Source organism: Streptomyces sp. NPDC056738 (assembly GCF_042790435.1).
Lineage (GTDB): Bacteria > Actinomycetota > Actinomycetes > Streptomycetales > Streptomycetaceae > Streptomyces.
Window position 1 is genome coordinate 246,752 of the sequence record NZ_JBHTZF010000011.1, and the last position, 24,420, is coordinate 271,171.

16 protein-coding genes are annotated in these 24,420 nt (G+C 72.3%); 6 read left to right on the forward strand and 10 right to left on the reverse strand.

The genetic code is table 11. From position 1 onward, the window contains the following. Nucleotides 1-331: 331 nt before the first annotated feature. Nucleotides 332-1,237 (forward strand): alpha/beta fold hydrolase, encoded by a 906-nt coding sequence (locus tag ACFRIC_RS27930; protein ID WP_382790983.1) that lies wholly within the window; start codon nt 332-334, stop codon nt 1,235-1,237. A 51-nt stretch (nt 1,238-1,288) separates the two neighbouring features. Then, nucleotides 1,289-1,495, forward strand: a complete 207-nt coding sequence (locus ACFRIC_RS27935; protein WP_382790986.1) for a DUF5988 family protein — start codon at nt 1,289-1,291, stop codon at nt 1,493-1,495. Between the two features lie 166 nt (nt 1,496-1,661). Here the strand turns inward: ACFRIC_RS27935 and pruA are convergent, their stop codons facing one another. Both pruA and ACFRIC_RS27945 read right to left on the reverse strand, forming a co-directional pair. Beyond that, nucleotides 1,662-3,293, reverse strand: coding sequence for an L-glutamate gamma-semialdehyde dehydrogenase (gene pruA, locus ACFRIC_RS27940; RefSeq protein WP_382790989.1), 1,632 nt, complete (start codon nt 3,291-3,293; stop codon nt 1,662-1,664). A 39-nt stretch (nt 3,294-3,332) separates the two neighbouring features. Continuing rightward, on the reverse strand, nt 3,333-4,259 hold the full coding sequence (locus tag ACFRIC_RS27945; RefSeq protein ID WP_339131774.1) for a proline dehydrogenase family protein: 927 nt from the start codon (nt 4,257-4,259) through the stop codon (nt 3,333-3,335). A 164-nt stretch (nt 4,260-4,423) separates the two neighbouring features. Here ACFRIC_RS27945 and ACFRIC_RS27950 point away from each other — a divergent pair, with 164 nt between their 5' ends. Beyond that, nucleotides 4,424-5,770: a PucR family transcriptional regulator gene (locus ACFRIC_RS27950; RefSeq protein ID WP_382790993.1), complete on the forward strand. Its 1,347-nt coding sequence runs from the start codon at nt 4,424-4,426 to the stop codon at nt 5,768-5,770. Here the strand turns inward: ACFRIC_RS27950 and ACFRIC_RS27955 are convergent. Further along, a complete protein-coding gene (locus ACFRIC_RS27955; protein ID WP_382790995.1) occupies nt 5,767-7,200 on the reverse strand; it encodes a PLP-dependent aminotransferase family protein in 1,434 nt (477 codons plus the stop codon). The two genes, ACFRIC_RS27950 and ACFRIC_RS27955, sit on opposite strands and share 4 nt — an antisense overlap. Nucleotides 7,201-7,529: 329 nt before the next feature. On the opposite strand from ACFRIC_RS27955, the gene ACFRIC_RS27960 reads away from it, so the two are divergent. Then, nucleotides 7,530-8,615 carry an MFS transporter gene (locus ACFRIC_RS27960; protein ID WP_382791285.1) on the forward strand — a complete coding sequence of 362 codons (1,086 nt, stop codon included), beginning with the start codon at nt 7,530-7,532 and terminating at the stop codon, nt 8,613-8,615. A gap of 18 nt (nt 8,616-8,633) precedes the next feature. On the opposite strand, the gene ACFRIC_RS27965 is transcribed toward ACFRIC_RS27960, so the two are convergent. Next, nucleotides 8,634-9,209, reverse strand: coding sequence for a TetR/AcrR family transcriptional regulator (locus ACFRIC_RS27965; RefSeq protein ID WP_382790998.1), 576 nt, complete (start codon nt 9,207-9,209; stop codon nt 8,634-8,636). 123 nt (nt 9,210-9,332) lie between these two features. On the opposite strand from ACFRIC_RS27965, the gene ACFRIC_RS27970 reads away from it, so the two are divergent. Together ACFRIC_RS27970 and ACFRIC_RS27975 are read left to right on the forward strand one after the other, a co-directional pair. Then, nucleotides 9,333-10,937 carry an MFS transporter gene (locus ACFRIC_RS27970; RefSeq protein ID WP_382791000.1) on the forward strand — a complete coding sequence of 535 codons (1,605 nt, stop codon included), beginning with the start codon at nt 9,333-9,335 and terminating at the stop codon, nt 10,935-10,937. A gap of 177 nt (nt 10,938-11,114) precedes the next feature. After that, entirely contained in the window at nt 11,115-14,090 is a 2,976-nt protein-coding gene (locus tag ACFRIC_RS27975) for a helix-turn-helix transcriptional regulator (protein ID WP_382791003.1), read from the forward strand. A 94-nt stretch (nt 14,091-14,184) separates the two neighbouring features. Here ACFRIC_RS27975 and serA read toward each other — a convergent pair whose 3' ends face one another. The 6 genes from serA to ACFRIC_RS28005 all read right to left on the reverse strand — a co-directional run bounded on the left by serA (nt 14,185) and on the right by ACFRIC_RS28005 (nt 24,377). Beyond that, nucleotides 14,185-15,774 (reverse strand): phosphoglycerate dehydrogenase, encoded by a 1,590-nt coding sequence (gene serA / locus ACFRIC_RS27980; RefSeq protein ID WP_382791006.1) that lies wholly within the window; start codon nt 15,772-15,774, stop codon nt 14,185-14,187. Between the two features lie 304 nt (nt 15,775-16,078). Further along, nucleotides 16,079-17,080, reverse strand: coding sequence for a ketol-acid reductoisomerase (ilvC, locus tag ACFRIC_RS27985; RefSeq protein ID WP_382791008.1), 1,002 nt, complete (start codon nt 17,078-17,080; stop codon nt 16,079-16,081). A gap of 135 nt (nt 17,081-17,215) precedes the next feature. Further along, nucleotides 17,216-17,743 carry an acetolactate synthase small subunit gene (gene ilvN, locus ACFRIC_RS27990; protein WP_037622651.1) on the reverse strand — a complete coding sequence of 176 codons (528 nt, stop codon included), beginning with the start codon at nt 17,741-17,743 and terminating at the stop codon, nt 17,216-17,218. Between the two features lie 20 nt (nt 17,744-17,763). Further along, nucleotides 17,764-19,620, reverse strand: coding sequence for an acetolactate synthase large subunit (locus ACFRIC_RS27995; protein ID WP_382791015.1), 1,857 nt, complete (start codon nt 19,618-19,620; stop codon nt 17,764-17,766). Nucleotides 19,621-19,847: 227 nt separating this feature from the next. Beyond that, nucleotides 19,848-23,216: an EAL domain-containing protein gene (locus tag ACFRIC_RS28000; protein ID WP_382791018.1), complete on the reverse strand. Its 3,369-nt coding sequence runs from the start codon at nt 23,214-23,216 to the stop codon at nt 19,848-19,850. Between the two features lie 219 nt (nt 23,217-23,435). Next, nucleotides 23,436-24,377 carry a 2-hydroxyacid dehydrogenase gene (locus tag ACFRIC_RS28005; protein WP_382791021.1) on the reverse strand — a complete coding sequence of 314 codons (942 nt, stop codon included), beginning with the start codon at nt 24,375-24,377 and terminating at the stop codon, nt 23,436-23,438. Between the last annotated feature and the right edge of the window lie 43 nt (nt 24,378-24,420).

Below are 24,420 nucleotides of genomic sequence, written 5' to 3' on the forward strand. Positions count from 1 at the left end.
CGGGGAGCGGTGCCGCAGGGGTTGCCTGCCAGGGGCTCCGGCTCACGACCGCCATTCGCTTGGTCGAGCGAGACGTTCGGCTTCTTCCAAGCTAGGCGAGGACGGAGCATCTGTCTCCACAATTACTCGGACTTCCTACTATCTGAGACGGCGGGTTACGTCACACCGCTCCGACCTGCGACGACGACCCGCACGGCGGCACCGCCCCGGGTACGGCCGGACGGCGTACCCGAGATGACCTAACCTCCAAAAACTCCTTGACCGGTTAGAGGTAGTCGTGCTGAACTGATCTCACCACCGAAGAGGCTTTCAGGGGTTAGGGGATCCGATCATGCGCAGTCACCCGGTCCACCACCGCGTCGTCACCGTCGCCGGCCACCGCATCGCCTACCGCGTGGCGGGTCCCGCGGACGCTCCCGTCCTGCTCCTGCTGCACGGCTTCCCGTCCAGCTCGCACATGTTCCGGGGCCTGCTGCCGCTGCTCTCCGACCGCTACCGCCTGATCGCCCCCGACCATCTCGGCTTCGGGCGCTCGGACGCCCCGGCGGCGGACGACTTCCCGTACTCCTTCGACCGGCTGGCCGAGATCACCGGGGAGTTCACCGAGCGGCTCGGCCTGGAGGAGTACGCGCTCTACATCCAGGACTACGGCGCCCCCATCGGCCTGCGCCTGGCGCTCGCGCACCCCGAGCGGGTGACCGCGATCATCACGCAGAACGGCAACGCCTACGAGGAGGGGCTGGGCGCGGACGCCTGGGCGCCGGTGCTGGCGCTGATCGAGAAGCGCACCCCCGAGACGGAGGCGCCGGTCCGGGCGATCAGCGGCCCGGACGGGATCCGGTGGCAGTACCTGACCGGTGTCCAGGACCCGACCCTGGTGAGCCCCGACGCCTACGAGCACGACGCCGCCCTCACGGCCCGCCCCGGCCAGCCGGAGATCCAGCTCGACCTGATCTCCGACTACGGTTCCAACTTCGCGCTCTACCCGGCGTTCCAGGAGTACTTCCGCACCAGCCGGGTCCCGCTCCTGGCGGTCTGGGGCGGCCACGACGAGATCTTCGTCCCGGAGGGCGCCCTCGCCTTCCGCCGCGACCTCCCGGCCGCCGAGATCCATCTGCTCCCGACGGGACACTTCGCCCTGGAGACCCACGCGGCACAGATCGCGTCCCTCGTCCGGGACTTCCTCGGCCGGCAGGTGACGGCCGGCGACCGGCAGCCGGATCACCCGCACGACTGATCCTCGGCCGGGCATGCCGCATCGGACCCCGGCAGAGGGAACGGTCACGGCATGAGCGACACGACGAAAGCACTGCTCGAGGGCGGCCCGGACGACCTGCCCGAACGGATCGTCCCCGCCCCGGACCCCGGATCGGACGTGAAGATCGCGCTGCGCGGTGGATACGAGCACTTCAGGGCGACCCCGCGGCACGCGGACTCGCCGGAGGGCAGGCTGCCCGTGTACGAGTGGTGGGAGCGGACGGAGCTGCCCGGATAGCTCCGGGGCGGAGGCGGCGGATCACCGGGCCGCCGCCGGCCCGGTGATGCCTGGCCCCGCCCGCCGCTCCGGGAACTGGAACCGCCCCCGCTCCACGGACGGGGGAGACCGTGAGGCGGGGGCGGAGTCAAGGGCGGCCGGCCCGGGGGGCGGCCGCGTTCGGCCGTCAGCCCATGTGCGGGTAGCCGTAGTCGGTCGGCGGGACCAGCGTCTCCTTGATGGCGCGGGTCAGCGTCCAGCGCATCAGGTTCTGCGGGGCGCCCGCCTTGTCGTTGGTGCCGGAGGCACGGCCGCCGCCGAAGGGCTGCTGGCCGACGACGGCGCCGGTCGACTTGTCGTTGATGTAGAAGTTGCCCGCCGCGTAGCGGAGCTTGTCCATCGTGTACGCGGCCGCCGCGCGGTCGCTCGAGATGACCGCGCCGGTGAGCGCGTAGTCGGACGCCGACTCCATCTGGGTCAGCATCTCGTCGTACTTGTCGTCCTCGTAGACGTGCACGGCGAGGAAGGGGCCGAAGTACTCGGTCGTGAAGACCTCGTTCTCCGGGTCCGAGCACTCGACGACGGTCGGGCGCACGAAGTAGCCGACGGAGTCGTCGTACGTGCCGCCCGCGACGATCGTGCAGGTCGGGTCGGCCTTCGCACGGTCGATGGCCGCCTTGTTCTTGGCGAAGGAACGCTCGTCGATGACCGCGCCGATGAAGTTCGACAGGTCGGTGACGTCACCCATGGTCAGTCCGTCGACCTCGGCCGCGAACTCCTCCTTGAAACCGGAGTTCCAGATGGAGGCCGGGACGTAGGCGCGGGAGCTCGCCGAGCACTTCTGGCCCTGGTACTCGAAGGAGCCGCGGGTCAGGGCGGTCTTGAGGACCGCGCGGTCGGCCGACGGGTGGGCGACGACGAAGTCCTTGCCGCCGGTCTCGCCGACCAGACGCGGGTAGGCGCGGTACTTCTCGATGTTGTTGCCGACCGTCTTCCACAGGTACTGGAAGGTCTTGGTCGAGCCGGTGAAGTGGATGCCGGCGAGGTCGCGGTGCTCCAGGGCGACCTTGGAGACCTCGATGCCGTCACCGGTGACGAGGTTGATGACGCCCTTGGGCAGGCCCGCCTCCTCCAGGAGCTGCATCAGCAGCACGGCGGCGTGGGTCTGCGTCGGGGACGGCTTCCAGACGACGACGTTGCCCATGAGCGCCGGAGCGGTGGGCAGGTTGCCGGCGATCGCGGTGAAGTTGAAGGGCGTGATCGCGTAGACGAAGCCCTCCAGCGGGCGGTGGTCCATGCGGTTCCACACGCCCGGGGAGTTCGCCGGGGGCTGCTCGGCGAGGATCTGCCGGGCGTAGTGGACGTTGAAGCGCCAGAAGTCGACGAGCTCGCAGGGGGTGTCGATCTCGGCCTGCTGGGCGGTCTTCGACTGGCCGAGCATGGTGGAGGCGGCCAGCGTCTCGCGCCAGGGACCGGCCAGCAGCTCGGCGGCGCGCAGGATGATCGCGGCGCGGTCGTCGAAGGACATCGCGCGCCAGGCGGGGGCGGCGGCGAGGGCCGCGTCCACGGCGTCCTGCGCGTCCTGCTGCGTGGCGTTGGCGTAGGTGCCGATGCGCGCCTTGTGGTTGTGCGGCTGCACGACGTCGAAACGGTCGCCGCCGCCCATCCGCTTCTCCCCGCCGATGGTCATCGGCAGGTCGATCGGGTTCTCGGCCAGCTCCTTGAGCCTGGCCTCCAGGCGAGCACGCTCGGGCGAGCCGGGGGCGTAGCCGTGCACCGGCTCGTTGACGGGGGTGGGGACCTGGGTCACAGCGTCCATTTTTTCCGTAACTCCTTGAGTCGAGCGGGTGGTTCGGTCTCAGCCCTTGGTGAGGATCGAGCGGGCGAAGAAGAGCAGGTTGGCCGGCTTCTCCGCCAGGCGCCGCATGAAGTAGCCGTACCAGTCGGTGCCGTACGCGGTGTAGACGCGCATGCGGTGGCCCTCGGCGGCGAGCCGCACGTGCTCGTCGCTGCGGATGCCGTAGAGCATCTGGAACTCGTACTCGTCCAGTTTGCGCCCGGCCGTCCGCGCGAGCTCCTGCGCGATCGAGATGAGGCGCGGGTCGTGGGACCCGATCATCGGGTAGCCCTCGCCCTCCATCAGGATCTTCAGGATGCGGACGTACGCCTTGTCGGTCTCCGCCTTCTGCTGGTAGGCGACCTCGGCGGGCTCCTTGTAGGCGCCCTTCACCAGACGGACGCGGCTGCCGCTCTCGGCGAGGCGGCGGGCGTCGGCCTCGGTGCGGAACAGGTAGGCCTGGATCACACAGCCGGTCTGCGGGAAGTCCTTCCGCAGCTCCTCGTGGATCGCGAACATCGAGTCGAGGGTGGTGTGGTCCTCGGCGTCCAGCGTGACGGTGGTGCCGATGGCGGCGGCGGCCTCGACGACCGGGCGGACGTTGGCGAGGGCCAGCTCGTGCCCGCCCTCCAGCGCCTGGCCGAACATCGACAGCTTGACGGACATCTCGGCCTTCGTGCCGAGGCCGAGCTCCTCGAGGCGGCCGATCAGCTCCAGGTACGCGTCACGGGCGGCGTACGACTGCTCGGGGGTCGTGATGTCCTCGCCGACGACGTCCATCGTGACCTCGAGGCCCTTGCCCGTGAGGTCCTTGATGATCGGGACGACCTGGTCGACGGTCTCGCCGGGGATGAAGCGGTCGACGACCGGCTTGGTCACCGGGGCGGCCGAGATCAGACGGCGCATCTTGTCGCTGCGCGAGGCGGCGAGAATCACGGGACCCAGCACGGGGCACCTCCACAACGAAGTCAGCAGGTGGCCGAATCCCGACGATTCGGGTACGGCACGGAGAACCACCGTGAAACCTAGGGATCTCTCCGATCCTGGGCCATCGACACCTGTCACGCATCCCTGACCCAGATCTCAGACATTTGTATGAAGGGTCCCCGGAAATGCGCGAGAATGCCGGGGTGAGCGGTGAACACAGAGGCGACTATCAGGAGCTGGTCGACGAGATCTCGGCGCTCCTCGGCGTCCCGGCGACGCTGGAGAACCGCGATTTCGAGCTGATCGCCTTCGGCGCGTACGACAGCGAGGGCGACCTGGACCCGTCCGACCTGGACCCGGTGCGCACCCGCTCGATCCTCACCCGGCGGTCCACCACCGCGGTCCGCACCTGGTTCGAGGGCTTCGGCATCACCCGCGCGACCGGGCCGGTCCGCATCCCGCCCACCCCGGAGGCGGGGGTCTACCGGGGACGGATCTGTCTGCCCGTACGGCATCGGGGCGTCGTCCTCGGCTATGTCTGGCTGCTCGACGACGACCCGGGCCCCACGGACGCCCAGCTCGCCGGGGCCATGCAGGTGGCCTCCCGCATCGGCGCGCTGCTCGCGGACGAGGCGCAGGCCGGCGCCGATCTCACCCGGGAGCTGCGGGCCGTCCTGACCGCCGAGCGCGGCTGGCAGCGGGACATGGCGGTGGCCGAACTGCGCACGGCGCTCGGTCCGCGCGGCGAGGGTCTGCACACGGTGGTGTGCGTGGCGCCGTGGCCCTCGGCCGACCCGGACGACGCCCCGTCCGCCCGTACGGTGCCGGGCGCGACCGCGCTGTGCACGATCCCCTGGGGCACCACGGGCCAGAGCCTGGCCCTGCTGATCCGGCTGCGGTCGCCGGACGTCATGACTCCGGCGCTGACGGCGGCCGGCCGGTTCGTACGGGAGGCCGCGGGAGCCCGCGGCGCTGGCACCGCCTCCACCGCGGGCGTCCGGGGCCCGGGCACCGCCTCCGGGGGCGGGCGGGGTGCGAGCTCCCCGCCCGGCGGCCCGGGTGCCGCGACGCACGGCGGCGGTCCGGGGTCCTCCTCGGGCGCGGGTCCCGCGTCGCACGGGACGGTGGCCGCCGGAGTCGCCGGGGCCCGGGAGGGGCTCGGGGAGCTGGGCGCCGCCTGGCGCGAGGCGGCTGCCGCCGCGCGTGCGGTGCTGGCCGAGCCGCGGCTCGGTCCGGTCGCCGAGTGGGGCGCGATCGGCCCCTTCCGGCTCCTCACCGCGCTGCCGCCGGACGCCGCCCACGACCCCGCCGTGAGCGCCCTGTTGGGCACCGCCCACCGCGAACTCGCGCGTACGGCAGAGGTGTTCCTCGACCGGGCGGGCCAGGCCGGGCGCACGGCGGCCGAGTTGGGCATCCACCGCCAGACGCTGTACTACCGCCTGTCCCGCGTGGAGCAGCTCACCGGCCTGGACCTGGACGACGGCGAGGACCGGCTGCTGCTGCACATGGCACTGAAGGGCGCCCGACTCTAGGGCCTGTCCGACAGGACCTGGCCAGCCCTGCCGGTCAGCAGGTCGCCGACGGTCGCGATCCCCTCGGCGATCGCCCGCTCCCCCACGTCACCGAAGCCGAGCACCAGCCGGGGCGGTGTCGCCGACCCGTCCGAGCGGCACGCGCTCATGCCGTACAGGCCGACGGCACGCTCCCGGGCCGCGAGGACGACGGACCGCTCGTCGGTGGCCGGGGCCAGGTGCAGGACCGCGTGGAAGCCGGCGGCCAGGCCGGTGAGCCGGACCTCGGGAGCGTGCGCGGCCAGCGCGTCGACCAGGGCGGTGCGCCGGGCCGCGTAGAGCGCGCGCATCCGGCGCAGATGGCGGTCGTGGCGCCCGGACTCGATCAGCCTGGCCAGGGCGAGCTGATCGAGGGTCGGGGAGCCTCGGTCGCTCAGGAGCTTGGCCTCCGCCAGCGAGGTGGCGAGCGCGGGCGGGCAGAGGATCCAGCCGAGGCGCAGCGCCGGGGCGAGCGACTTGCTGACGGTGCCGATCGAGACGACCCGGTCGGCGGCCAGTCCCTGGAGCGCGCCGACGGGCTCCCGGTCGTAGCGGAACTCGGCGTCGTAGTCGTCCTCGATGACGTACGCGTCCCGGCGCATGGCCCACTCGATCAGGGCGATCCGGCGTTCGGGGGCGAGGACGACCCCGGTGGGCCACTGGTGGGCCGGGGTGACGATGACGGCACGGGCCCCGGTCGCGTCGAGCGCGCGCACGTCGACACCGTCCTCGTCGACCGGCACGGGCACGGCCGTGAGACCCGCGGCGCCGGCGGCGGCCGACGCGGTGGCGGGGCCGCCCGGATCCTCGTACGCCACCACCCGCACCCCGGCGAGCGCCAGGCCGCGCAAGGTGAGTCCGAGCCCCTGCGCGTAGCCGGAGCAGACGACGATCCGTTCGGGGTCGGCCGCGGCCGCGCGCACCCGGCGCAGATATCCGGCCACCACCTCGCGCAGCGCCGAACTCCCGCGTGGATCGCCGTAGTCGAGATCCGACGTAGGCATCGCGCGGGCCGCCTCGCGGGTGGCCCAGAGCCAGTCGGCGAGCGGGAAGCTCCCCAGGTCCGGTACGCCGTGCCGGAAATCGGCGATCAGCCGTGGGGCCGTCCGGCCCCGGGGCGCGGGCGCGGGCGGCACGTGCGCTCCCGCGGCGACCCGGGTGGCGGAGCCGACCCGGGTCACCAGATAGCCCTCCGCCTGGAGTTGGGCGTAGCAGTCCTGGACGAGGCCGCGGGACAGACCGAGTTCGCGGGCGAGCCCGCGGGAGGAGGGAAGCCGTTCCCCGGCGCCGAGGCGGCCCGTGCGGATCGCGTGGCGAAGCTGCCGTTCGAGCTGGACCCGCAGGTGCTCGCCGCTGTCGCGGTCGACGGACAGCAGCAGGGCGGGTGACGAACCGGTCCACTGCGGAGGCATGGAATTGGAGCTTACCGGCGGTCCGGCCGGAGCCTAGCGTCGTTCGCATGACGCCTTTCCCGATGCGACGGACCTCCCGGCCGACCACGCGGACGCCGGTCGCGGCGCCCGCACCGCCCTCGACCGCGTCCCCGAAACCCCACCCGACGGCCGTACCGGCTCCGGCCGCCGGATCGACGGAGGGCGCGGCAGCGGCGGAGGGGGCGGCAGCGGCGGAGGGGGCGGCCGTTCCGGCAGGCGGGGCGGCAGGGGGTGTGGCGCGTCCGGCCGAGGGATCCGCCGGGCGGCCTCCGCTGCTCACCCGGCCCCTGATGCTCCGCTTCGTGAGCATGATCGGGGCGTCGGTGAGCTTCTTCCTGCTGCTGTCGGTCGTGCCCGCCTACGCCACGGCCTCGGGGGCGGGCCCGGCCACCGGCGCGCTGATGCTGGCCACCGTGCTCGGCGAACTGGGCGCTCCCCGTCTGGTCGCGCGCTACGGCTACCGGGCCGCGCTGACCGCCGGCCTCGCGCTGCTCGGCGCTCCGGCGCTGGTGCTGACCCTGTCGCACTCGCTGGTGTGGATCGTGCTGGTGTGCCTGGTCCGCGGCCTCGGCTTCGCGCTGACGCTGGTGGCCGGCGGGGCGCTGACCGCCTCGCTGATCCCGGCCGAGCGGCGGGGTGAGGGGCTGGCGCTGGTGGGCGTGGTCTCGGGCGTGCCGTCCCTGATCGCCCTGCCGCTGGGCATGTGGCTGGCCGGGCGCGTCGGCTTCGCCCCGGTCGCCGTCGCCGCCGGGGTGGCCGCGCTCGCCGCCGTCGCGTCGGTGCCGGGTCTGCCCGGCCGGGAGCGGGCGTCGGAGAAGCCGGTGAGGATGTCGGCGGCACTGCGCACCGGTGGGCTGGCGCGGCCCGCGGCCGTCTTCGCGACCACGGCTGTCGCCGCCGGGATCGTCGTCACCTTCCTGCCGGTGGCGGTGCCCACCGCCGCCTCCTCGGTCGTCGCGGCGGCCCTCTTCGTGCAGCCCGCGGCGTCGACCGCGGCCCGGTGGGCGGCGGGCCGGTACGGCGACCAGCACGGGCCCGCGGGGCTCGTGGTGCCGGGTCTGCTCCTGTCGGCCGGCGGCATGCTGATCACCGCGTTCACCGGGAGCACGGCCGCCGTCCTGACCGGGGTGGCCGTCTTCGGAACCGGCTTCGGCATCGCGCAGAACGCCACGCTGAGCCTGATGTACGCACGGGTCCGCGCCTCCGGCTACGGCACGGTCAGCGCGCTGTGGAATCTCGCCTACGACGGCGGCATGGGCGTCGGCGCGCTCGGCTTCGGCGTCCTGGCCGGACCGTGGGGGTACCCGGCGGCGTTCACCGTCACGGGTGTCCTGATGCTGTCGGCGCTGGTCCCGGCGCTCCGGGACCGGCGTGTCCCCGCCCCCCGGGAATGAGCGGGGGATCGCCCTCGTTCACCCCGCCTCGCGCACCCCTTCGATCACCTGGCGCAGCCCCTCGGTCAGGGCGTCCCCGTCGGGAGCGGTCTTCGGGTCGAAGGTCCACTGCGCGATGAGGCCCGTCATGAGGGTCAGGTAGAAGCGGCCCAGCGTGTCCGCGGACTCGTCGGTCACCTCCTCCTCGGGCACGCCCATGAGGATCGCGACGAGGCCCCGCCCGCCCTCCCGCTGGGCGCGGGCCAGATGGTCGCGCACCTCGGGCAGCTCGATGGTCATGACCTCCATGCTCAGCCGCCACAGCGAGCCGGGCTCGCGCATGGTGCCGACGATGTTCGACCAGACCTCGCGGAACCGCTCCAGCGAGCCGGGCGCGCCGCTGATCCCGGTCACCCCGTCGCCGTCGAAGGGCATCTCCTCCACCAGGGCGACATAGGCCTGCGCGAGGAGCGCGTCCTTGGATCCGTAGTGGTAGCCGATGGACGCCAGGTTCGTCCCCGACTCCTTGACGATGTCGCGCGCCGTGGTGCGCGCGAAGCCCTTCTCCAGCAGGCAGCGCTTGGCGCCTTCGAGCAGATCCTCACGGTGTCCCATGCCCGTCACCCTACCCCCGATTCAGACAACCGTCCCATACGCCCGTCAAGGACAGCCGTTTGATACACACGTCTTAAACGCACGTACTAGACAAGCGTTTAAGACGCCCGTACAGTCCCTGCCATGACGAACCCGACGAGCACGACTCCCGCCGCCGACGCCCCCGGCGCTCTGGCCGGCCGCCGCGAATGGACCGCCCTCGGCGTCCTGATGCTTCCGCTGCTCCTGGTCTCGATGGACGTCTCCGTCCTCTACTTCGCGATCCCCTCGATCAGCGCGGACCTGGAGCCGAGCGGCACCCAGCAGCTCTGGATCTTCGACATCTACGCGTTCGTGCTCGCCGGTCTGCTGATGACGATGGGCTCGCTCGGCGACCGCATCGGGCGCCGCAAGCTGCTCCTGTTCGGCGCCGCCGCGTTCGGCACCGCCTCGGTGCTGGCCGCCTACGCGAACAGCGCCGAGATGCTGATCGCGGCCCGCGCGGTCCTCGGCGTCGGCGGGGCGACCCTGATGCCGTCGACGATGGCGATCATCCGGACGATGTTCACCGACCCCGGACAGCGGGCGAAGGCGATCGGCCTGTGGTCCGGCGTCATGACCGGCGGCATCGCCCTCGGTTCGGTGATGAGCGGAGTCCTCGTCCAGTACTTCTGGTGGGGCTCGGTCTTCCTGGTCAACCTGCCCGCGATGGCGCTGCTGCTGGTCCTCGGCCCGTTCCTGCTGCCCGAGTCCAGGAACCCGGAGCCCGGCCGCTTCGACCTGCCGAGCGTTCCGCTGTCGATGGCCGCCGTCCTGCCGGTGATCTACGGCATCAAGGAGATCCCGTCCGAGGGCTGGAAGACCGAGTACGTCGTCTCGGTCCTCGTCGGCCTGGTCTTCGCCGCCCTGTTCGTCCACCGCCAGCGCACCGCGAAGTCCCCGCTGATCTCCCCCGCCCTGTTTCGCGGCCGCGGCTTCGCGCCCGCGGTCGTCCTCAACCTGATCTCGTCCTTCGGCATGCTGGGCTCGGCGTTCTTCACCACCCAGTACCTCCAGTCGGTGCTCGGGAAGAGTTCCCTGGCGGCCGCCCTGTGGTCCCTGCTCCCCACCGTCCTGGTGGGGGTGGCCGCGCCGGTCTCCGCGCAGCTCGTGCAGAAGGGCGTCCACCGCGCCCACGTCGTCTCCGGCGGCTTCGTCGTCGCCGCCCTGGGCTACGGCCTGCTGGCCCTCGCCGGCACCGACTCCCTGTGGCTCGTGCTGGCCGGCGCGGGCGTCCTCGCCTCCGGGATCGTCACCGTGATGTCCCAGATGATGGACCTGGCCCTCGGCACCGTGCCCGTCGGCAACGCGGGCTCGGCCGCCTCGCTGCTGGAGACCGGCGCCGAGTTCGGCGGCGCCCTCGGCATGGCCGTCCTGGGCTCCATCGGCACCGCGGTCTACCGCCACGACATCCCGGCCGGCGCCCCGGCCGCGGCCCACGAGACGCTCGGCGGCGCGCTCGCGGTGGCCGGACGGCTGCCGGGCGACGCCGGGCAGGCGCTGGCCGGCGTGGCACGGGAGGCCTTCACCCACGGCATGCAGGCCGCCGCCGTCGCCGGAGCGGTCCTGCTGCTGGGCGCCGCCGCCCTCGCCGCGGCGAGCCTGCGCAAGGTGGCGGTACGCGAGGACGGCGACGCCCCCGACGCCGGGACCGGCAAACCGCTCGAAGCGGCCGCGTCCGATCCGGGGACCGGCCTGACACCCGCCTGAACCCGCCCACCGGGCGGACCGCGCCCTGAAACGCCCCCCGCCGGGCGGACCGGAGAACCCCGGTCCGCCCGGCACCGGCATGACGGCGCCCGGGCTCTCCGGCCGGCTCGCGGTCCCCGTTCCCGATCAGGGAGGCGACGCCGGGGAGTTGTCGGCGGGGCGTGCCAGGATGGGCCTGTGACACAGACTTTCGGTACGCCGTTCATCGGCCGGAGTGACGAACTCGCCCGGCTCACCGGCGTGCTGGAGCGCGCCGGGGGCGGCGAGCCGCGCGCGGTCCTGGTGGCCGGCGACGCCGGCGTCGGCAAGACCCGCACGCTCACGGAGGCCGCGGCGCACGCGACGACCTCCGGGACGACGGTCCTGACCGGCCACTGCGTGGACCTCGGCGACGTCGGCCTGCCGTATCTCCCGTTCACGGAGATCCTGGGCGCGGCGGCCGCCGACGAGCGTCTCGCCCCGGCCTTCGCGGCCCACCCGGCGGTGGACCGGCTGACCGGCTCCGGCCCGGGGCCCGGCGGCGCGTCCGACCCCGGCGGCCGGCTGCGGCTCTTCGAGGCCGTCGCCGTACTCCTCGCCGACCTGGCCGACATCACCCCGCTCCTGCTGATCATCGAGGACCTGCACTGGGCGGACCAGTCCTCCCGCGACCTGCTGCGCTTCCTGCTCAGCCGGGGCGTGCTCCAGCGGCCCCGGGCCGGGGACCCGGCCCGGCGCCTCGCCGTCTTCGCCTCGTACCGCGCGGACGACCTGCACCGCCGCCATCCGCTGCGCCCCCTGCTCGCCGAACTGATCCGGCTGCCCGCCGTCGACCGGCTGGAGCTGCGGCCCATGGCCGACGCCGACGTGGCCCGGCTCGTGCGCGCGCTGCGCACCGGCCCGGTCTCCGACACCACGGTCCACAGCATCGTCGAGCGCGCCGAGGGCAACGCCTTCTACGCCGAGGAGCTGCTCGCCGCGCTGCCCGGCGACGACTCCCCCGTCTCCCCCGCCATGCCCAGCGGACTCGCCGACGTCCTGCTCATCCGCATCGAGCAACTCTCCGAGACCGCCCAGCAGGTGCTGCGCACGGCGGCGGTCGCGGGGCGCCGCGTCGAGCACGAACTGCTGCGTGAGGCCGTACAACTCCCCGAGGACGAACTGGAGTCGGCGCTGCGGGAGGCCGTCGGCCACCAACTCCTGGTGCCCGGGGGCGACGCGACGTACTCGTTCCGGCACGCGCTCACCCGGGAGGCCGTGTACGCGGACCTGCTGCCCGGTGAACGGGTGCGGCTGCACAGCCGGTTCGCCGGACTCCTCGCCGGCCCGGCCCGTTCGGCGAAGAGCGCGGCCGAGCGCGCCCACCACTCGCGCGAGAGCCACGACCTGGCCGACGCGCTCACCGCCTCCCTCGAAGCCGCCGATCACGCCCAGCGCGTCGGCGCGCCCGCCGAGGAGCTGCGCCACCTGGAGACCGCCCTCGAACTGTGGCCCGCGGTGGACAGCGCCGCCCGCCCCGAGGGCGCCGGTCCGGTCCCCCTCACCCTGCGCGCCGCGGCCGCCGCCGCCAGCGCCGGGGAGACGCACCGCGCGGTGCACCTCACCCGTGACGCGCTCGCCAGGGTCGGCTCCGACGCCGACTCCGAGCTCGCCGCCCGGGTCCGCTACACCCTCGCGGGCAACCTGATGCGGATCGACAGCCTGAAGGACGCGTTCACGTACAGCAGCGAGGCGCTCGCCCTGATCCCGTCCGAACCGCCCTCGTACACCTGGGTGTGGGCGGCGGCCACCCATGTCATGGCGGCCCGTCTGGTGGGGCGGGGCGAGGACGCCGAGCGGGTGGCCCGCCAGGCGCTCGGCACCGCCGAACAGCTCCGGCTGGCCGACGCCCAGGCCGACCTGACGATCTCCCTGGTCGGCATGGAGGCGGACAACCGGCGCACCCCCAAGGGCCGCGAACGCCTGCGCCGGGCGCGTGAACTGGCGCACGACGCGGGGAACTTCCCGGTGGAGATGCGGGCGCTGTTCAACCTGGCCATCGGGTGCTACGAATCCGGTGACCTGGAGGAGTGCCTGACCTGGCTCGGCGACGGTGTGGACCGCGCCCGTCGCGCCGGCCTCCTCCCCTCTCCGTACGCCCTGGAGCTGCGCTACCTCCAGTCGCTGGTGCTCTACACGCTGGGCCGCTGGGACGCCTGCGCCCGAGCGGCCGCCGAGAACGCCGAACTGCTCCCGGCGGCGGCCGGGTTCGCCTCCGGGCCCGCCCTGTACGTCGCCCTCGCCCGCGGCGCGCACGAGGCGGCCGTCACCGGAGCCCGCGCGCTGCTCGACCAGCCCTTCGAATGGATGTCGACGCTCGTCGCGAGCATCGTCCTGACCGACGCGGCGGCCCTCGGCGGCGACGCGGAGGAGGCCGTACGGCGGCTGCGCACCGCGGCCGAGGCGCTCACGGACGTCTCCGGCACCGGCCCGCCGCCCGTCGTGGTGCGGCTCGCCGCGCTCGCGCTGGCCGCGGTCGCGGACGCGGCGGAGGAGGCGCGCCGCGACGGCGACACGGCCGGCGGCGACCGCTGGGCGGACACCGCGACCGAACTGGTGGAACTGGCGAGGACCGCGGCGGGCCCCGACGGCAAGGAAGCCGAGCAGGGACCCGAGGGCCGGGCCTGGACCGCCCGTGCCGAGGCGGAGTGGCTGCGGGCCCGCACCGGTCCGGACGTGGCGGCCTGGGAACAGGCGGTCGCGGCCTTCGGCTACGGCGATCCGTACGAGCTGGCCCGCTGCAAACGGCGGCTCGCGGAGGCCCTGCTCGCGGCGGGCCGCCGGGAGGAGGCCGGCGAACAGGCCCGCGCGGCCCACGACACCGCCGTACACCTCGGCGCGGAACCGCTGCGCGAGGCGCTGGACGCGCTCGTACGGCGCGGCCGCCTCGACGGGTCACCGGCCGCCGGGGACCGCATCGCCGCGCTGACCGCCCGGGAGAGCGATGTGCTGCGGCTGCTCGGCCGCGGGCGCACCAACCGCCAGATCGGCGAGGAGCTGTTCATCAGCGGCAAGACGGCGAGCGTCCATGTCTCCAACATCCTCGCCAAGCTGGGTGCCGCGAGCCGCACCGAGGCCGTGGCCATCGCCTACCGCGAGGGATTGATCGAACCGGAGACGACACCGTCCGCCTGAGGGTTCCGCCCGAGGGCCCGAAACGGCCGAGGGCCGGGACACCCGTGGGTGTCCCGGCCCTCGCTCACGTGGGGCGAGCCGTCGCGAACCGGCCTCAGACCAGGTTGACCGACCGCGCCGACGTCGCGCCGATCTCCTCGGAGAGCTCGGCGAGAACGGCCGGCGGCACGGTGTCGTCGACGGTGAGGACCGCGAGGGCCTCGCCACCGACGTCCGCGCGGGCGACCTGCATGCCGGCGATGTTGATGCCGGACTCGCCGAGGATGCGGCCGACGGTGCCGACGACACCGGGACGGTCCTCGTAGCGAAGGACGAGCATGTGGTCGGCGAGCGCGAGGTCCACGTCGTACTCGCCGACGGCGACGATCTTCTGGAGGTGCTTCGGGCCGGCCAGCGTGCCGGAGACCGCGACCTCCTGGCCGTCGCCGAGCGTGCCGCGCACGGTGACCACGTTGCGGTGGTCGGGGGACTCGGAGCTCGTGGTCAGCCGGACCTCGACGCCGCGCTCCTGCGCGAACAGCGGGGCGTTGACGTAGCTCACGGTCTCGTCGACGACGTCCTCGAACACGCCCTTGAGCGCGGACAGTTCGAGCACCTTGACGTCGTGCTGGGTGATCTCGCCGTACACCTCGACGTCGAGGCGGACCGCGACCTCGCCCGCGAGGGCGGTGAAGATGCGGCCGAGCTTCTCGGCGAGCGGCAGACCCGGCTTGACGTCCTCGGCGATGACGCCGCCCTGGACGTTGACCGCGTCCGGGACGAGCTCACCGGCGAGGGCGAGGCGCACGGAGCGGGCGACGGAGATACCGGCCTTCTCCTGGGCCTCGTCAGTGGAGGCGCCGAGGTGCGGGGTGCAGACGACCTCGTCGAGCTCGAACAGCGGGGAGTCCGTGCAGGGCTCCTTCGCGTACACGTCGAGGCCGGCGCCGGCGACGCGGCCCTCCTTGAGCGCCGAGTACAGCGCCTCCTCGTCGACGATCCCGCCGCGCGCGGCGTTGACGATCCGCACGGTCGGCTTGACCTTGTGCAGCGCCTCGTCGCCGATGAGACCGAGGGTCTCGGGGGTCTTCGGCAGGTGCACGGTGATGAAGTCCGCGACCTCGAGCAGCTCGTCGAGGGTGAGGACCTTGACGCCCATCTGCGCGGCCCGCGCGGGCTGGACGTAGGGGTCGTAGGCGACGACCTTCATGCCGAAGGCGGACATGCGCTGCGCGACGAGCGCGCCGATGCGGCCGAGGCCGACGACTCCGAGGGTCTTCTCGGCGAGCTCGACACCCGTGTACTTGCTGCGCTTCCACTCGCCGTTCTTCAGGGCCGTGTTGGCCTGCGGGATGTGGCGCGCGGTGGCGAGGAGGAGACCACAGGCCAGCTCGGCCGCGGTCACGATGTTCGAGGTGGGGGCGTTGACGACCATCACGCCGGCCTTGGTGGCGGCGGAGACGTCGACGTTGTCCAGGCCGACGCCGGCTCGTGCGACGACCTTCAGCTTCTTGGCGGCGGCGACGGCCTCGGCGTCGACCTTGGTGGCCGAGCGGATCAGGATGGCGTCGACGTCGGCGATGGCGGGCAGCAGCTCGGCACGGTCCGCGCCGTTGCAGTGCCGGATCTCGAAGTCCGGGCCCAGGGCGTCTACGGTCGCGGGCGACAGCTCTTCAGCGATGAGTACGACAGGTTTCGAGCTCACGTGAGTCCTCACAAGTCCAATGCGGACGGCCGTCCCGACGGCCGCAGGCGGTGGAGGGTTTGCAGCGGCCCCGGGGTGTGCCTGCACTTCTGGGGGGTCGCTCGAGCCGCGTGGAAGACGCACGACGCTGTGGGCCTGACGCGTTGTTGCTGTGCAGTGTAGTGGCGCCGCGGAGGTCGTCCTGCGCCTCTGCGGAAGGATCACCCGTCCGTGGCTGGACGGGATGTCCAACACCGTGACCACGGGCGTTACCCGGGGTTCGACGAAGGGGCCGGAGCATGCCGCTCCGGCCCCTTCCCACGGCTTACGCCTCGTCGTCGTTGACCCACGACATGAGCTTGCGCAGCTCCTTGCCGGTGGTCTCCAGGAGGTGGTTCTCGTCCTGGGTCTTGTACTCGTTGTACTTCTTCAGGCCCGAGTGGTACTCGTCCATCCAGTTGCGGGCGAACGTGCCGTCCTGGATCTCGGCGAGGACCTGCTTCATCTCGGCCTTGGTGGCGTCCGTGATGATGCGCGGGCCGGTGATGTAGTCGCCCCACTCGGCGGTCTCGGAGACGGACCAGCGCATCTTCTCCAGGCCGCCCTCGTACATGAGGTCGACGATGAGCTTCAGCTCGTGCAGGCACTCGAAGTACGCGATCTCCGGCTGGTAGCCGGCCTCGGTCAGCGTCTCGAAGCCGGCCTTGACCAGGGCGGCGGTGCCACCGCAGAGGACGGCCTGCTCACCGAACAGGTCGGTCTCGGTCTCCTCGGTGAAGGTCGTCTTGATGACGCCGGCGCGGGTGCCGCCGATGCCCTTGGCGTACGAGAGGGCGAGCTCGAAGCCGTTGCCGGTCGCGTCCTGCTCGACGGCCGCGATGCAGGGAACGCCGCGGCCCTCCTCGTACTGGCGGCGCACGAGGTGGCCCGGGCCCTTGGGGGCGACCATGCAGACGTCGATGCCGGCCGGGGGCTTGATGAAGCCGTAGCGGATGTTCAGGCCGTGGCCGAAGAACAGCGCGTCGCCGTCCTTGAGGTTGTCCTTGATGGACTCCTCGTAGACCTGGGCCTGGATCGGGTCCGGCACCAGGATCATGATGACGTCGGCCTCGGCGGCGGCCTCCGACGGGGTCACCACGCGCAGGCCCTGCTCCTCGGCCTTCGCCTTGGACTTGGAGCCCTCGTGCAGACCGACGCGGACGTCGACACCCGAGTCGCGCAGCGACAGCGCGTGGGCGTGACCCTGGCTGCCGTAGCCGATGACCGCGACCTTGCGGCCCTGGATGATGGACAGGTCGGCGTCGTCGTCGTAGAACAGCTCGGCCACTGGGGTTCTCCTTGTTTTCCGGTATTTCCGGTGTTGCGTCCCACCGTACGGCGGGCGGGGGAAGTGAAGTTCTCGGGTCTCGGTATACGGGCGGTCCGGGTGGGCGGCCCGCCCGTACGACCGGTGTTTCCTTGCTTAGGCCGACCGGTCCAGTGCGCGCAGCGACCGGTCGGTGATCGAACGCGCCCCGCGCCCGATCGCGATCGTGCCGGACTGGACGAGCTCCTTGATGCCGAAGGGCTCCAGCATCTTGAGCATGGCCTCCAGCTTGTCGGCGCCGCCGGTGGCCTCGATGGTGACGGCCTCGGGCGAGACGTCGACGGTCTTGGCGCGGAACAACTGGACGATCTCGACGATCTGGGAGCGCGTCTCGTTGTCGGCGCGCACCTTCACCAGAACGAGTTCCCGCTGAACGGCCGAACCGGGTTCCAGTTCGACGATCTTCAGGACGTTGACGAGCTTGTTGAGCTGCTTGGTGACCTGTTCGAGCGGAAGTTCCTCGATCACGTTCACCACGATGGTGATGCGGGAGATCTCGGGGTGCTCGGTGACACCGACGGCGAGGGAGTCGATGTTGAAGCCGCGCCGGGAGAACAGGGCGGTGATCCGGGCGAGGACACCGGGCTTGTTCTCGACGAGGACGGAGAGGGTGTGCTTGCTCATGGGTCTGACTCGGCTCTCTCTCAGTCGTCTTCGTTGTCGCCGAAGTCGGGGCGGACGTCCCGGGCGAACATGACCTCGTCGTTGGAGGTGCCGGCGGCGACCATCGGCCACACCATCGCGTCCTCGTGGACGATGAAGTCGACCACGACCGGGCGGTCGTTGATCGAGTTCGCCTCCTCGATCACCTTGTCGAGGTCGTCCGGGGACTCGCAGCGGATGGCGTGGCAGCCCATGGCCTCCGACAGCTTCACGAAGTCGGGGACGCGGGTGCCGGCGCTCGGCTGCTTGCCGTCCGCGTCCGGGCCGCTGTGCAGCACGGTGTTGGAGTAGCGCTGGTTGTAGAAGAGGGTCTGCCACTGGCGGACCATCCCGAGGGCGCCGTTGTTGATGATGGCGACCTTGATCGGGATGTTGTTCAGGGCGCAGGTGGTGAGTTCCTGGTTGGTCATCTGGAAGCAGCCGTCGCCGTCGACCGCCCAGACCGTGCGGTCCGGCTGTCCCGCCTTGGCGCCCATCGCGGCCGGGACCGCGTAGCCCATCGTCCCGGCGCCGCCGGAGTTCAGCCAGGTCGAGGGCTGCTCGTACTGGATGTAGTGCGCGGCCCACATCTGGTGCTGGCCGACGCCGGCCGCGAAGATCGTGCCCTCCGGGGCGAGCTGTCCGATGCGCTCGATGACCTGCTGCGGGGAGAGCTGGCCGTTGTCGGGCTGCTCGTAGCCGAGCGGGTAGGTCTCGCGCCAGCGGTTGAGGTCGCTCCACCAGGCGGTGTAGTCGCCGGCGTTGCCCTCGCTGTGCTCCTTCTGGACCGCCTGGACCAGGTCGGCGATGACCTCGCGGGCGTCTCCGACGATCGGCACGTCGGCGGCGCGGTTCTTGCCGATCTCGGCCGGGTCGATGTCCGCGTGGACGATCTTGGCGAACGGGGCGAAGCTGTCCAGCTTGCCGGTGACGCGGTCGTCGAAGCGGGCTCCGAGGGCGACGATCAGGTCGGCCTTCTGCAGCGCGGTGACGGCGGTGACCGAACCGTGCATGCCCGGCATGCCCACGTGCAGCGGGTGGCTGTCGGGGAATGCGCCGAGCGCCATCAGGGTGGTGGTGACGGGCGCTCCGGTGAGTTCCGCGAGGACCTTCAGCTCGGCGGTGGCGTGCGCCTTGAGGACGCCGCCGCCGACGTACAGCACCGGCCGCTTGGCCTGGCTGAGCAGCTTGGCGGCCTCGCGGATCTGCTTGGCGTGCGGCTTGGTCACCGGGCGGTAGCCGGGCAGGTCCTGGGCGGGCGGCCACTGGAAGGTGGTCTTGGCCTGGAGGGCGTCCTTGGCGATGTCGACGAGGACGGGGCCGGGCCGGCCGGTGGAGGCGATGTGGAAGGCCTCCGCGATCGTCCGCGGGATGTCCTCGGCCCTGGTGACCAGGAAGTTGTGCTTGGTGACCGGCATCGTGATGCCGACGATGTCCGCCTCCTGGAAGGCGTCCGTGCCGATCGCCTTGGACGCGACCTGCCCGGTGATCGCCACGAGCGGCACCGAGTCCATGTGCGCGTCGGCGATCGGGGTGACCAGGTTGGTCGCGCCGGGGCCGCTGGTCGCCATGCAGACACCGACCTTGCCGGTGGCCTGCGCGTAGCCGGTGGCCGCGTGGCCGGCGCCCTGCTCGTGGCGGACGAGCACGTGGCGCACCCGCTGGGAGTCCATCAGCGGGTCGTAGGCCGGAAGGATCGCACCGCCGGGGATGCCGAATACGGTCTCGGCCCCGACCTCCTCGAGCGAGCGGATGAGGGACTGCGCGCCCGTGACGTGCTCGGGGGCGGACTGCTGTCCTCCGGAACGGGGCCGCGGCTGCGGATGGTGGGCCCCGGTGGCCTGCTCGGTCATCGGCATTCTCTTCTCGATGCTGAGGGTTTTTGCGACTTTTGTGCGGTGTACGACTGATGCCTGTGCAACAAAAAACCCCTCGTGCCGTGAGGCAAGCGAGGGGAGCGCGCCGGGTGCGGTCGCTGGGTGTTCCGGACCTTTCCGGAGGCCACCTAGCTTCAGCCGACGCGCTTTCCAAGTACGAGAATTCGGGTGCGCATGGCATTGACCCTCCCCCCGGCACGCACCGACTGTCAAGTGGGTGGGACGGGAGTCTCATTATGTGAGCGGAGGGTCGTTCCGCCCCCCAGGACGACGGGCACACCACTCGTATACACCCCCGCGCCCCCGCCACCGGCGAACACCGGCTCGGCGGGGCCGTTGGGCACCGGATAGTGGCCGGAAGAGAGCGCCCGGCGCAGCCGGTACTCGTCCAGGGGCCCGGAGAACGCCATGCCCTGCCCGTGGGTGCAGCCCATCGCGCGCAGGGCGACCACCTGCTCGCGAAGGTCCACCCCGTCGGCCACGGACTGGAGTCCCAGATCGGCGGCGATCCGCAGCAGCCCGCTGGTGATCTTGTGCAGCCGGGCGGACTCGACGACCCCCTCGACCAGACTCCGGTCGAGCCGCAGGACGTCGACCGGGAGCCGTCTCAGCGCCGTGATCGCGGCATAGCCGCTGCCGAAGCCGTCCAGGGCGATCCGCACGCCGAGGCGCCTCAGCGCGTTCAGCCGGCGCTCCAGCTCGTCCAGGGGGACCCTCGGGTCGGTGTCGGACAGTTCGATGATCAGGCCGCCGGAGGCGAGCCCGTGCCGGGTCAGCAGGGACTCCACGGAGCCCAGCGGCATCGAGCGGTCCACCAGGCGCCGGGCGGTCATCCGGACCGTGACCGGCACGGCGACCCCCGCGGCGGTGCGCTCGGCGGCCTGCCCGACGGCCTCGTCGAGCATCCAGCGGCCGAGCTCGGCGGTCCGCTCGCTGTCCTCGGCGACCCGCAGGAACTCGGCGGGCGTGAAGAGCACCCCTTGGGAGGAACGCCAGCGCGCCTGTGCGGTGACCGACGCGATCCGGCCGTTCTCCAGCGACACCACGGGCTGGTGCAGCAGGGCGAACTCGCCGTCCTGGAGGGCGGAGCGCAGCCGGGTCGCCAGCTCCGCCCTGCGGACCACGTCCTGCTGCATCTGGGGCGCGTAGAGCTCGACGCGGCCCTTCCCGGCGGCCTTGGCGCGGTACATGGCGAGGTCGGCGTTGCGCAGCAACTCGCCCGCCCCGAGGCCCGGTTCGGCGAAGCCGACGCCGATGGACGCGGCGACCCGGACATCGTTGCCGTCGATACAGTACGGCTGGGAGAGCCTGATCCGCAGACGGTCCGCGAGTTCCCGTACCTGCTGCTCACGGGCGGTGCGGTCGCGGCCGCCGTCACCGACGATCAGGGCCGCGAACTCGTCCCCGCCGAGCCGGGCGGCGGTGTCGCCGTGCCGGACGGAGTCCTGGAGTCTGCGGGCGGCCTGGACGAGCAGTTCGTCGCCCGCCTGGTGCCCGATGGTGTCGTTGACGCCTTTGAAGCCGTCGAGGTCGATGAACAGGACGGCGGTGCCCCGGTCGGTGGAGCGGCGCCCGGACAGGGCCTGCTGGACGCGCCGGGTGAACAGCGCGCGGTTGGGCAGGTCGGTGAGCGGGTCGTGCTCGGCGTTGTGCTGCAACTGGGCCTGGAGCCGCACGCGTTCGGTGACATCACGGCTGTTGAAGATGAGGCCGCCGTGGTGCCGGTTGACGGTGGACTCCACGTTGAGCCAGCCACCGTCGCCGGAGCGGAACCTGCACTCGATGCGGGTGGTGGGTTCCTCGGCCTGGCTGGCCGCGAGGAAGCGCCGCACTTCGTGGACCACGCAGCCGAGGTCCTCGGGGTGGATGAGCGAGGCGAGTTCGGAGCCGACCAGTTCCTCGGCGTCACGGCCGTAGACCCCGGCGGCGGCCGGACTGACGTATCTGAGGATGCCGTTCGGCGCGGCGATCATGATGACGTCGCTCGAACCCTGGACCAAGGAACGGAAGTGGTTCTCCTTCTGGGCCAGTTCCTGGGTGAGGGTGATGTTGTCGAGCAGCATGATGCCCTGGCGGACCACGAGGGCGAGGACGACGAGGCCGGCGGTGACGAGCACCACGCGGTCCACCCTGCGTCCGTTCAGGATGTTGTACAGGATCCCCAACGTGCAGACGGCGGCCGCCAGATAGGGCGTCAGGGCGGCCAGTGATCCGGTGATCGGACGCGCCGCCGGGGCGTGGCCCGGGTCCTGGCCGTCCGCGGGCGCGGGTCCGCCCTGACCGTCGTGGCGGGGGTCCGGCTCCTCGTGCCGCGGCGGGCCGTCGTGGGACCCGGGCCGCTCCTGCGGGGTTCCCGGTCCCGGACGGGCGCCCTGGGCCGCGGGCGCCGGACGGCTTCCCGGGGGCCCGTGCTGCCCTTCCCTGCGCTGCCCGGGGATGCCCTCGTGCGCCACGCGCGCGTGCTCCTCCGAGCCCGGCTCGTCCGGTCCGCGCCGGTCGGGTCCGCCCGGTTCGGGGCCTCGGGGTTCGGGGCCGCGCAGGTCCGGGCCGTACGCGTCGATGCCGTGCTCGCCGGTGTGCTCCTCGCCAGGGTGTTCCCCAGTCTCCTGCCCGTGCCGGGTGACGACCCAGGGGGCGTAGGCGAGGAGCAGGGAGCCGGCGAACCAGCCCGCGTCGAGGAGCTGGCCCGAGTGGTAGCTGTTGTGCAGGAGGGGCGAGGTGAACAGCGCGTCGCACATCACGGTCAGGGCGAGGGCCCCGATCGCCGTGTTGACCGCCGACCTGTTCACCGACGAGCGCCTGAAGTGCAGCGCGAGCACCATGCTGACCAGCGCGATGTCCAGCAGGGGGTACGCGAGGGACAGCGCGGTGTGCGCGACGCTCGGCCCGTCGAACCGCGCGGCCTGGGCGAGCGCCAGACTCCAGGACAGGGTGAGCAGCGATCCGCCGATGAGCCAGGCGTCCAGCGCGAGACACACCCAGCCCGCCCTGGTGACGGGCCTCTTGGCGAGCACCAGCAGGCCCACGATGGCGGGCGGCGCGAAGCAGAGGAAGAACAGGTCGGCGTAGCTCGGGGTGGGCACGGGGCGGTCGAGGACGACCTCGTACCACCCCCAGACCAGGTTGCCGAGCGAGGCCATCGCCGAGGAGAGCGCGAACAGCAGCCACGCGGGTCGAAAGCGGCTGCGGCGGCTGCGGGCGTAGAGGAAGCAGGAGACCGCGGCGGTGCCCGCGGCGACGCTCAGCCCGAAGTCGCCCATGACCAGCGCGAGGCTCGTGGAGCCCCAGCCGAGCGCGGATCCGACGGCGTAGGCCGCGCACACCAGGGCCACCGCGAGTTGCGAGAACAGGCCCGTCCCACCGTCGAACACCGTCCGACGGATCACCAGCGCTCCTGGGGAGCTCACCGGGCCCACCCGGTCCGCGCCCCGGGATCCCGCCGGTCCCGGCAGGCCGGGTGCCCGTGCCTCCGGCGGCCCGGATGCCTGCGGTGGTGATGGCTGCCGTGACCGCGGCTGTGCGTGGCCGCGCGCCAGGGTCGTCGGCGGCGGCCCCGCCGCGTCGGATCGTCGGTCCATAGGCCGTGCATCGCCCGTCGCCCCCCTCGCAGTCTCAAAGTCCGTCCCCGGCGCCGAACGGTGCGCGGCGCAGCCCCTGTCCGGACGATACACCAGTCTCGTCACTCAGGGACATAGTTCCTCTACGCTCCGTAACGACCAGGGACTATGCCGGCACTGCCCGCGTTCGGGGAACTGCGGAGCGTGCCCGAGGCGGACGGCGAGCGAACAGGGCGCTGCTCAGGTGCCGGTGGTAAGGACCACGTTGCGCAACGGCTCCCGGTTCACGAAGCGGGTGAGCTGATCGGCCAGCAGCCGCTTGGCGCGCGGCCAGAACGCCGAGGTGGGCCCTCCGACGTGGGGGCTGATGAGCACGCCGGGCGCGTGCCACAGCGGGTGGCCCGGGGGCAGCGGTTCGGGGTCGGTGACGTCGAGGGCCGCGGTGATGCGCCCGCTCTTCAGCGCGCCGAGCAGGGCGTCCGTGTCGACGACGGGTCCGCGGGCCACGTTCACCAGGAGGGCGCCGTCCTTCATCCGGGCCAGGAAAGCGGCGTCGACCAGACCGCGGGTGCTGTCCGTGAGGGGAGTGGACAGGATGACGACGTCGAACTCGGGGAGGAGGGAGGGCAGTTCGGTGAGGGGGCGCACGGGACCGCGCTCCGTGGCACGGGCGGAGCGCGCGACGCGCGCCACCCGCGCGACCTCGAACGGCGCGAGCCTGTCCTCGATGGCGGACCCGATGGACCCGTACCCGACGATGAGGACGGACTTGTCGGCCAGCGCGGGGTGGAAGCCCGAGCGCCACTCCTGCCGGTCCTGGCCGCGCACGAAGTCGGGGATCCCGCGCAGCGAGGCGAGGACCAGGGCCAGGGTGAGTTCGGCGGTGCTCGCCTCGTGCACCCCCCGGGCGTTGCACAACTGCACGCCGGACGGCAGGGAGCCGAGGCCCGGCAGGACGTGGTCGACGCCGGCGGAGAGGGTCTGCACGGCCCGCACCGACGTCATTTCGGCCATCGGCCGGCGCGAGACGGCGGGCGGCTTCATGTAGGGCACGACGTAGAAGACGCAGTCGGCGGGGTCCGCGGGGAACTCCTGTCCGCCGTCCCAGAACAGGTAGTCCAGGCCCTCGGGCAGTCCGTCGATCTCGTCCGCGTGGAAGGGGAGCCAGACATGGGAAGTCATGGTCAGGAGGTTATGCCAGGCGCTCTTGCGCGCAGAGGTTAGG

What these genes read in the sequence shown, in the direction of transcription:
- ACFRIC_RS27960 (WP_382791285.1), top strand. Translation starts at nt 7,530, where the DNA reads ATGATCGGGGCGTCGGTGAGCTTCTTCCTGCTGCTGTCGGTCGTGCCC.
- pruA (WP_382790989.1), bottom strand. Translation starts at nt 3,293, where the DNA reads ATGGACGCTGTGACCCAGGTCCCCACCCCCGTCAACGAGCCGGTGCAC.
- ACFRIC_RS27955 (WP_382790995.1), bottom strand. Translation starts at nt 7,200, where the DNA reads ATGCCTCCGCAGTGGACCGGTTCGTCACCCGCCCTGCTGCTGTCCGTC.
- ACFRIC_RS27930 (WP_382790983.1), top strand. Translation starts at nt 332, where the DNA reads ATGCGCAGTCACCCGGTCCACCACCGCGTCGTCACCGTCGCCGGCCAC.
- ACFRIC_RS27995 (WP_382791015.1), bottom strand. Translation starts at nt 19,620, where the DNA reads ATGCCGATGACCGAGCAGGCCACCGGGGCCCACCATCCGCAGCCGCGG.
- ilvN (WP_037622651.1), bottom strand. Translation starts at nt 17,743, where the DNA reads ATGAGCAAGCACACCCTCTCCGTCCTCGTCGAGAACAAGCCCGGTGTC.
- ACFRIC_RS27970 (WP_382791000.1), top strand. Translation starts at nt 9,333, where the DNA reads ATGACGAACCCGACGAGCACGACTCCCGCCGCCGACGCCCCCGGCGCT.
- ACFRIC_RS28005 (WP_382791021.1), bottom strand. Translation starts at nt 24,377, where the DNA reads ATGACTTCCCATGTCTGGCTCCCCTTCCACGCGGACGAGATCGACGGA.
- ACFRIC_RS27965 (WP_382790998.1), bottom strand. Translation starts at nt 9,209, where the DNA reads ATGGGACACCGTGAGGATCTGCTCGAAGGCGCCAAGCGCTGCCTGCTG.
- ACFRIC_RS27935 (WP_382790986.1), top strand. Translation starts at nt 1,289, where the DNA reads ATGAGCGACACGACGAAAGCACTGCTCGAGGGCGGCCCGGACGACCTG.
- ACFRIC_RS27950 (WP_382790993.1), top strand. Translation starts at nt 4,424, where the DNA reads ATGCGCGAGAATGCCGGGGTGAGCGGTGAACACAGAGGCGACTATCAG.
- ACFRIC_RS28000 (WP_382791018.1), bottom strand. Translation starts at nt 23,216, where the DNA reads ATGGACCGACGATCCGACGCGGCGGGGCCGCCGCCGACGACCCTGGCG.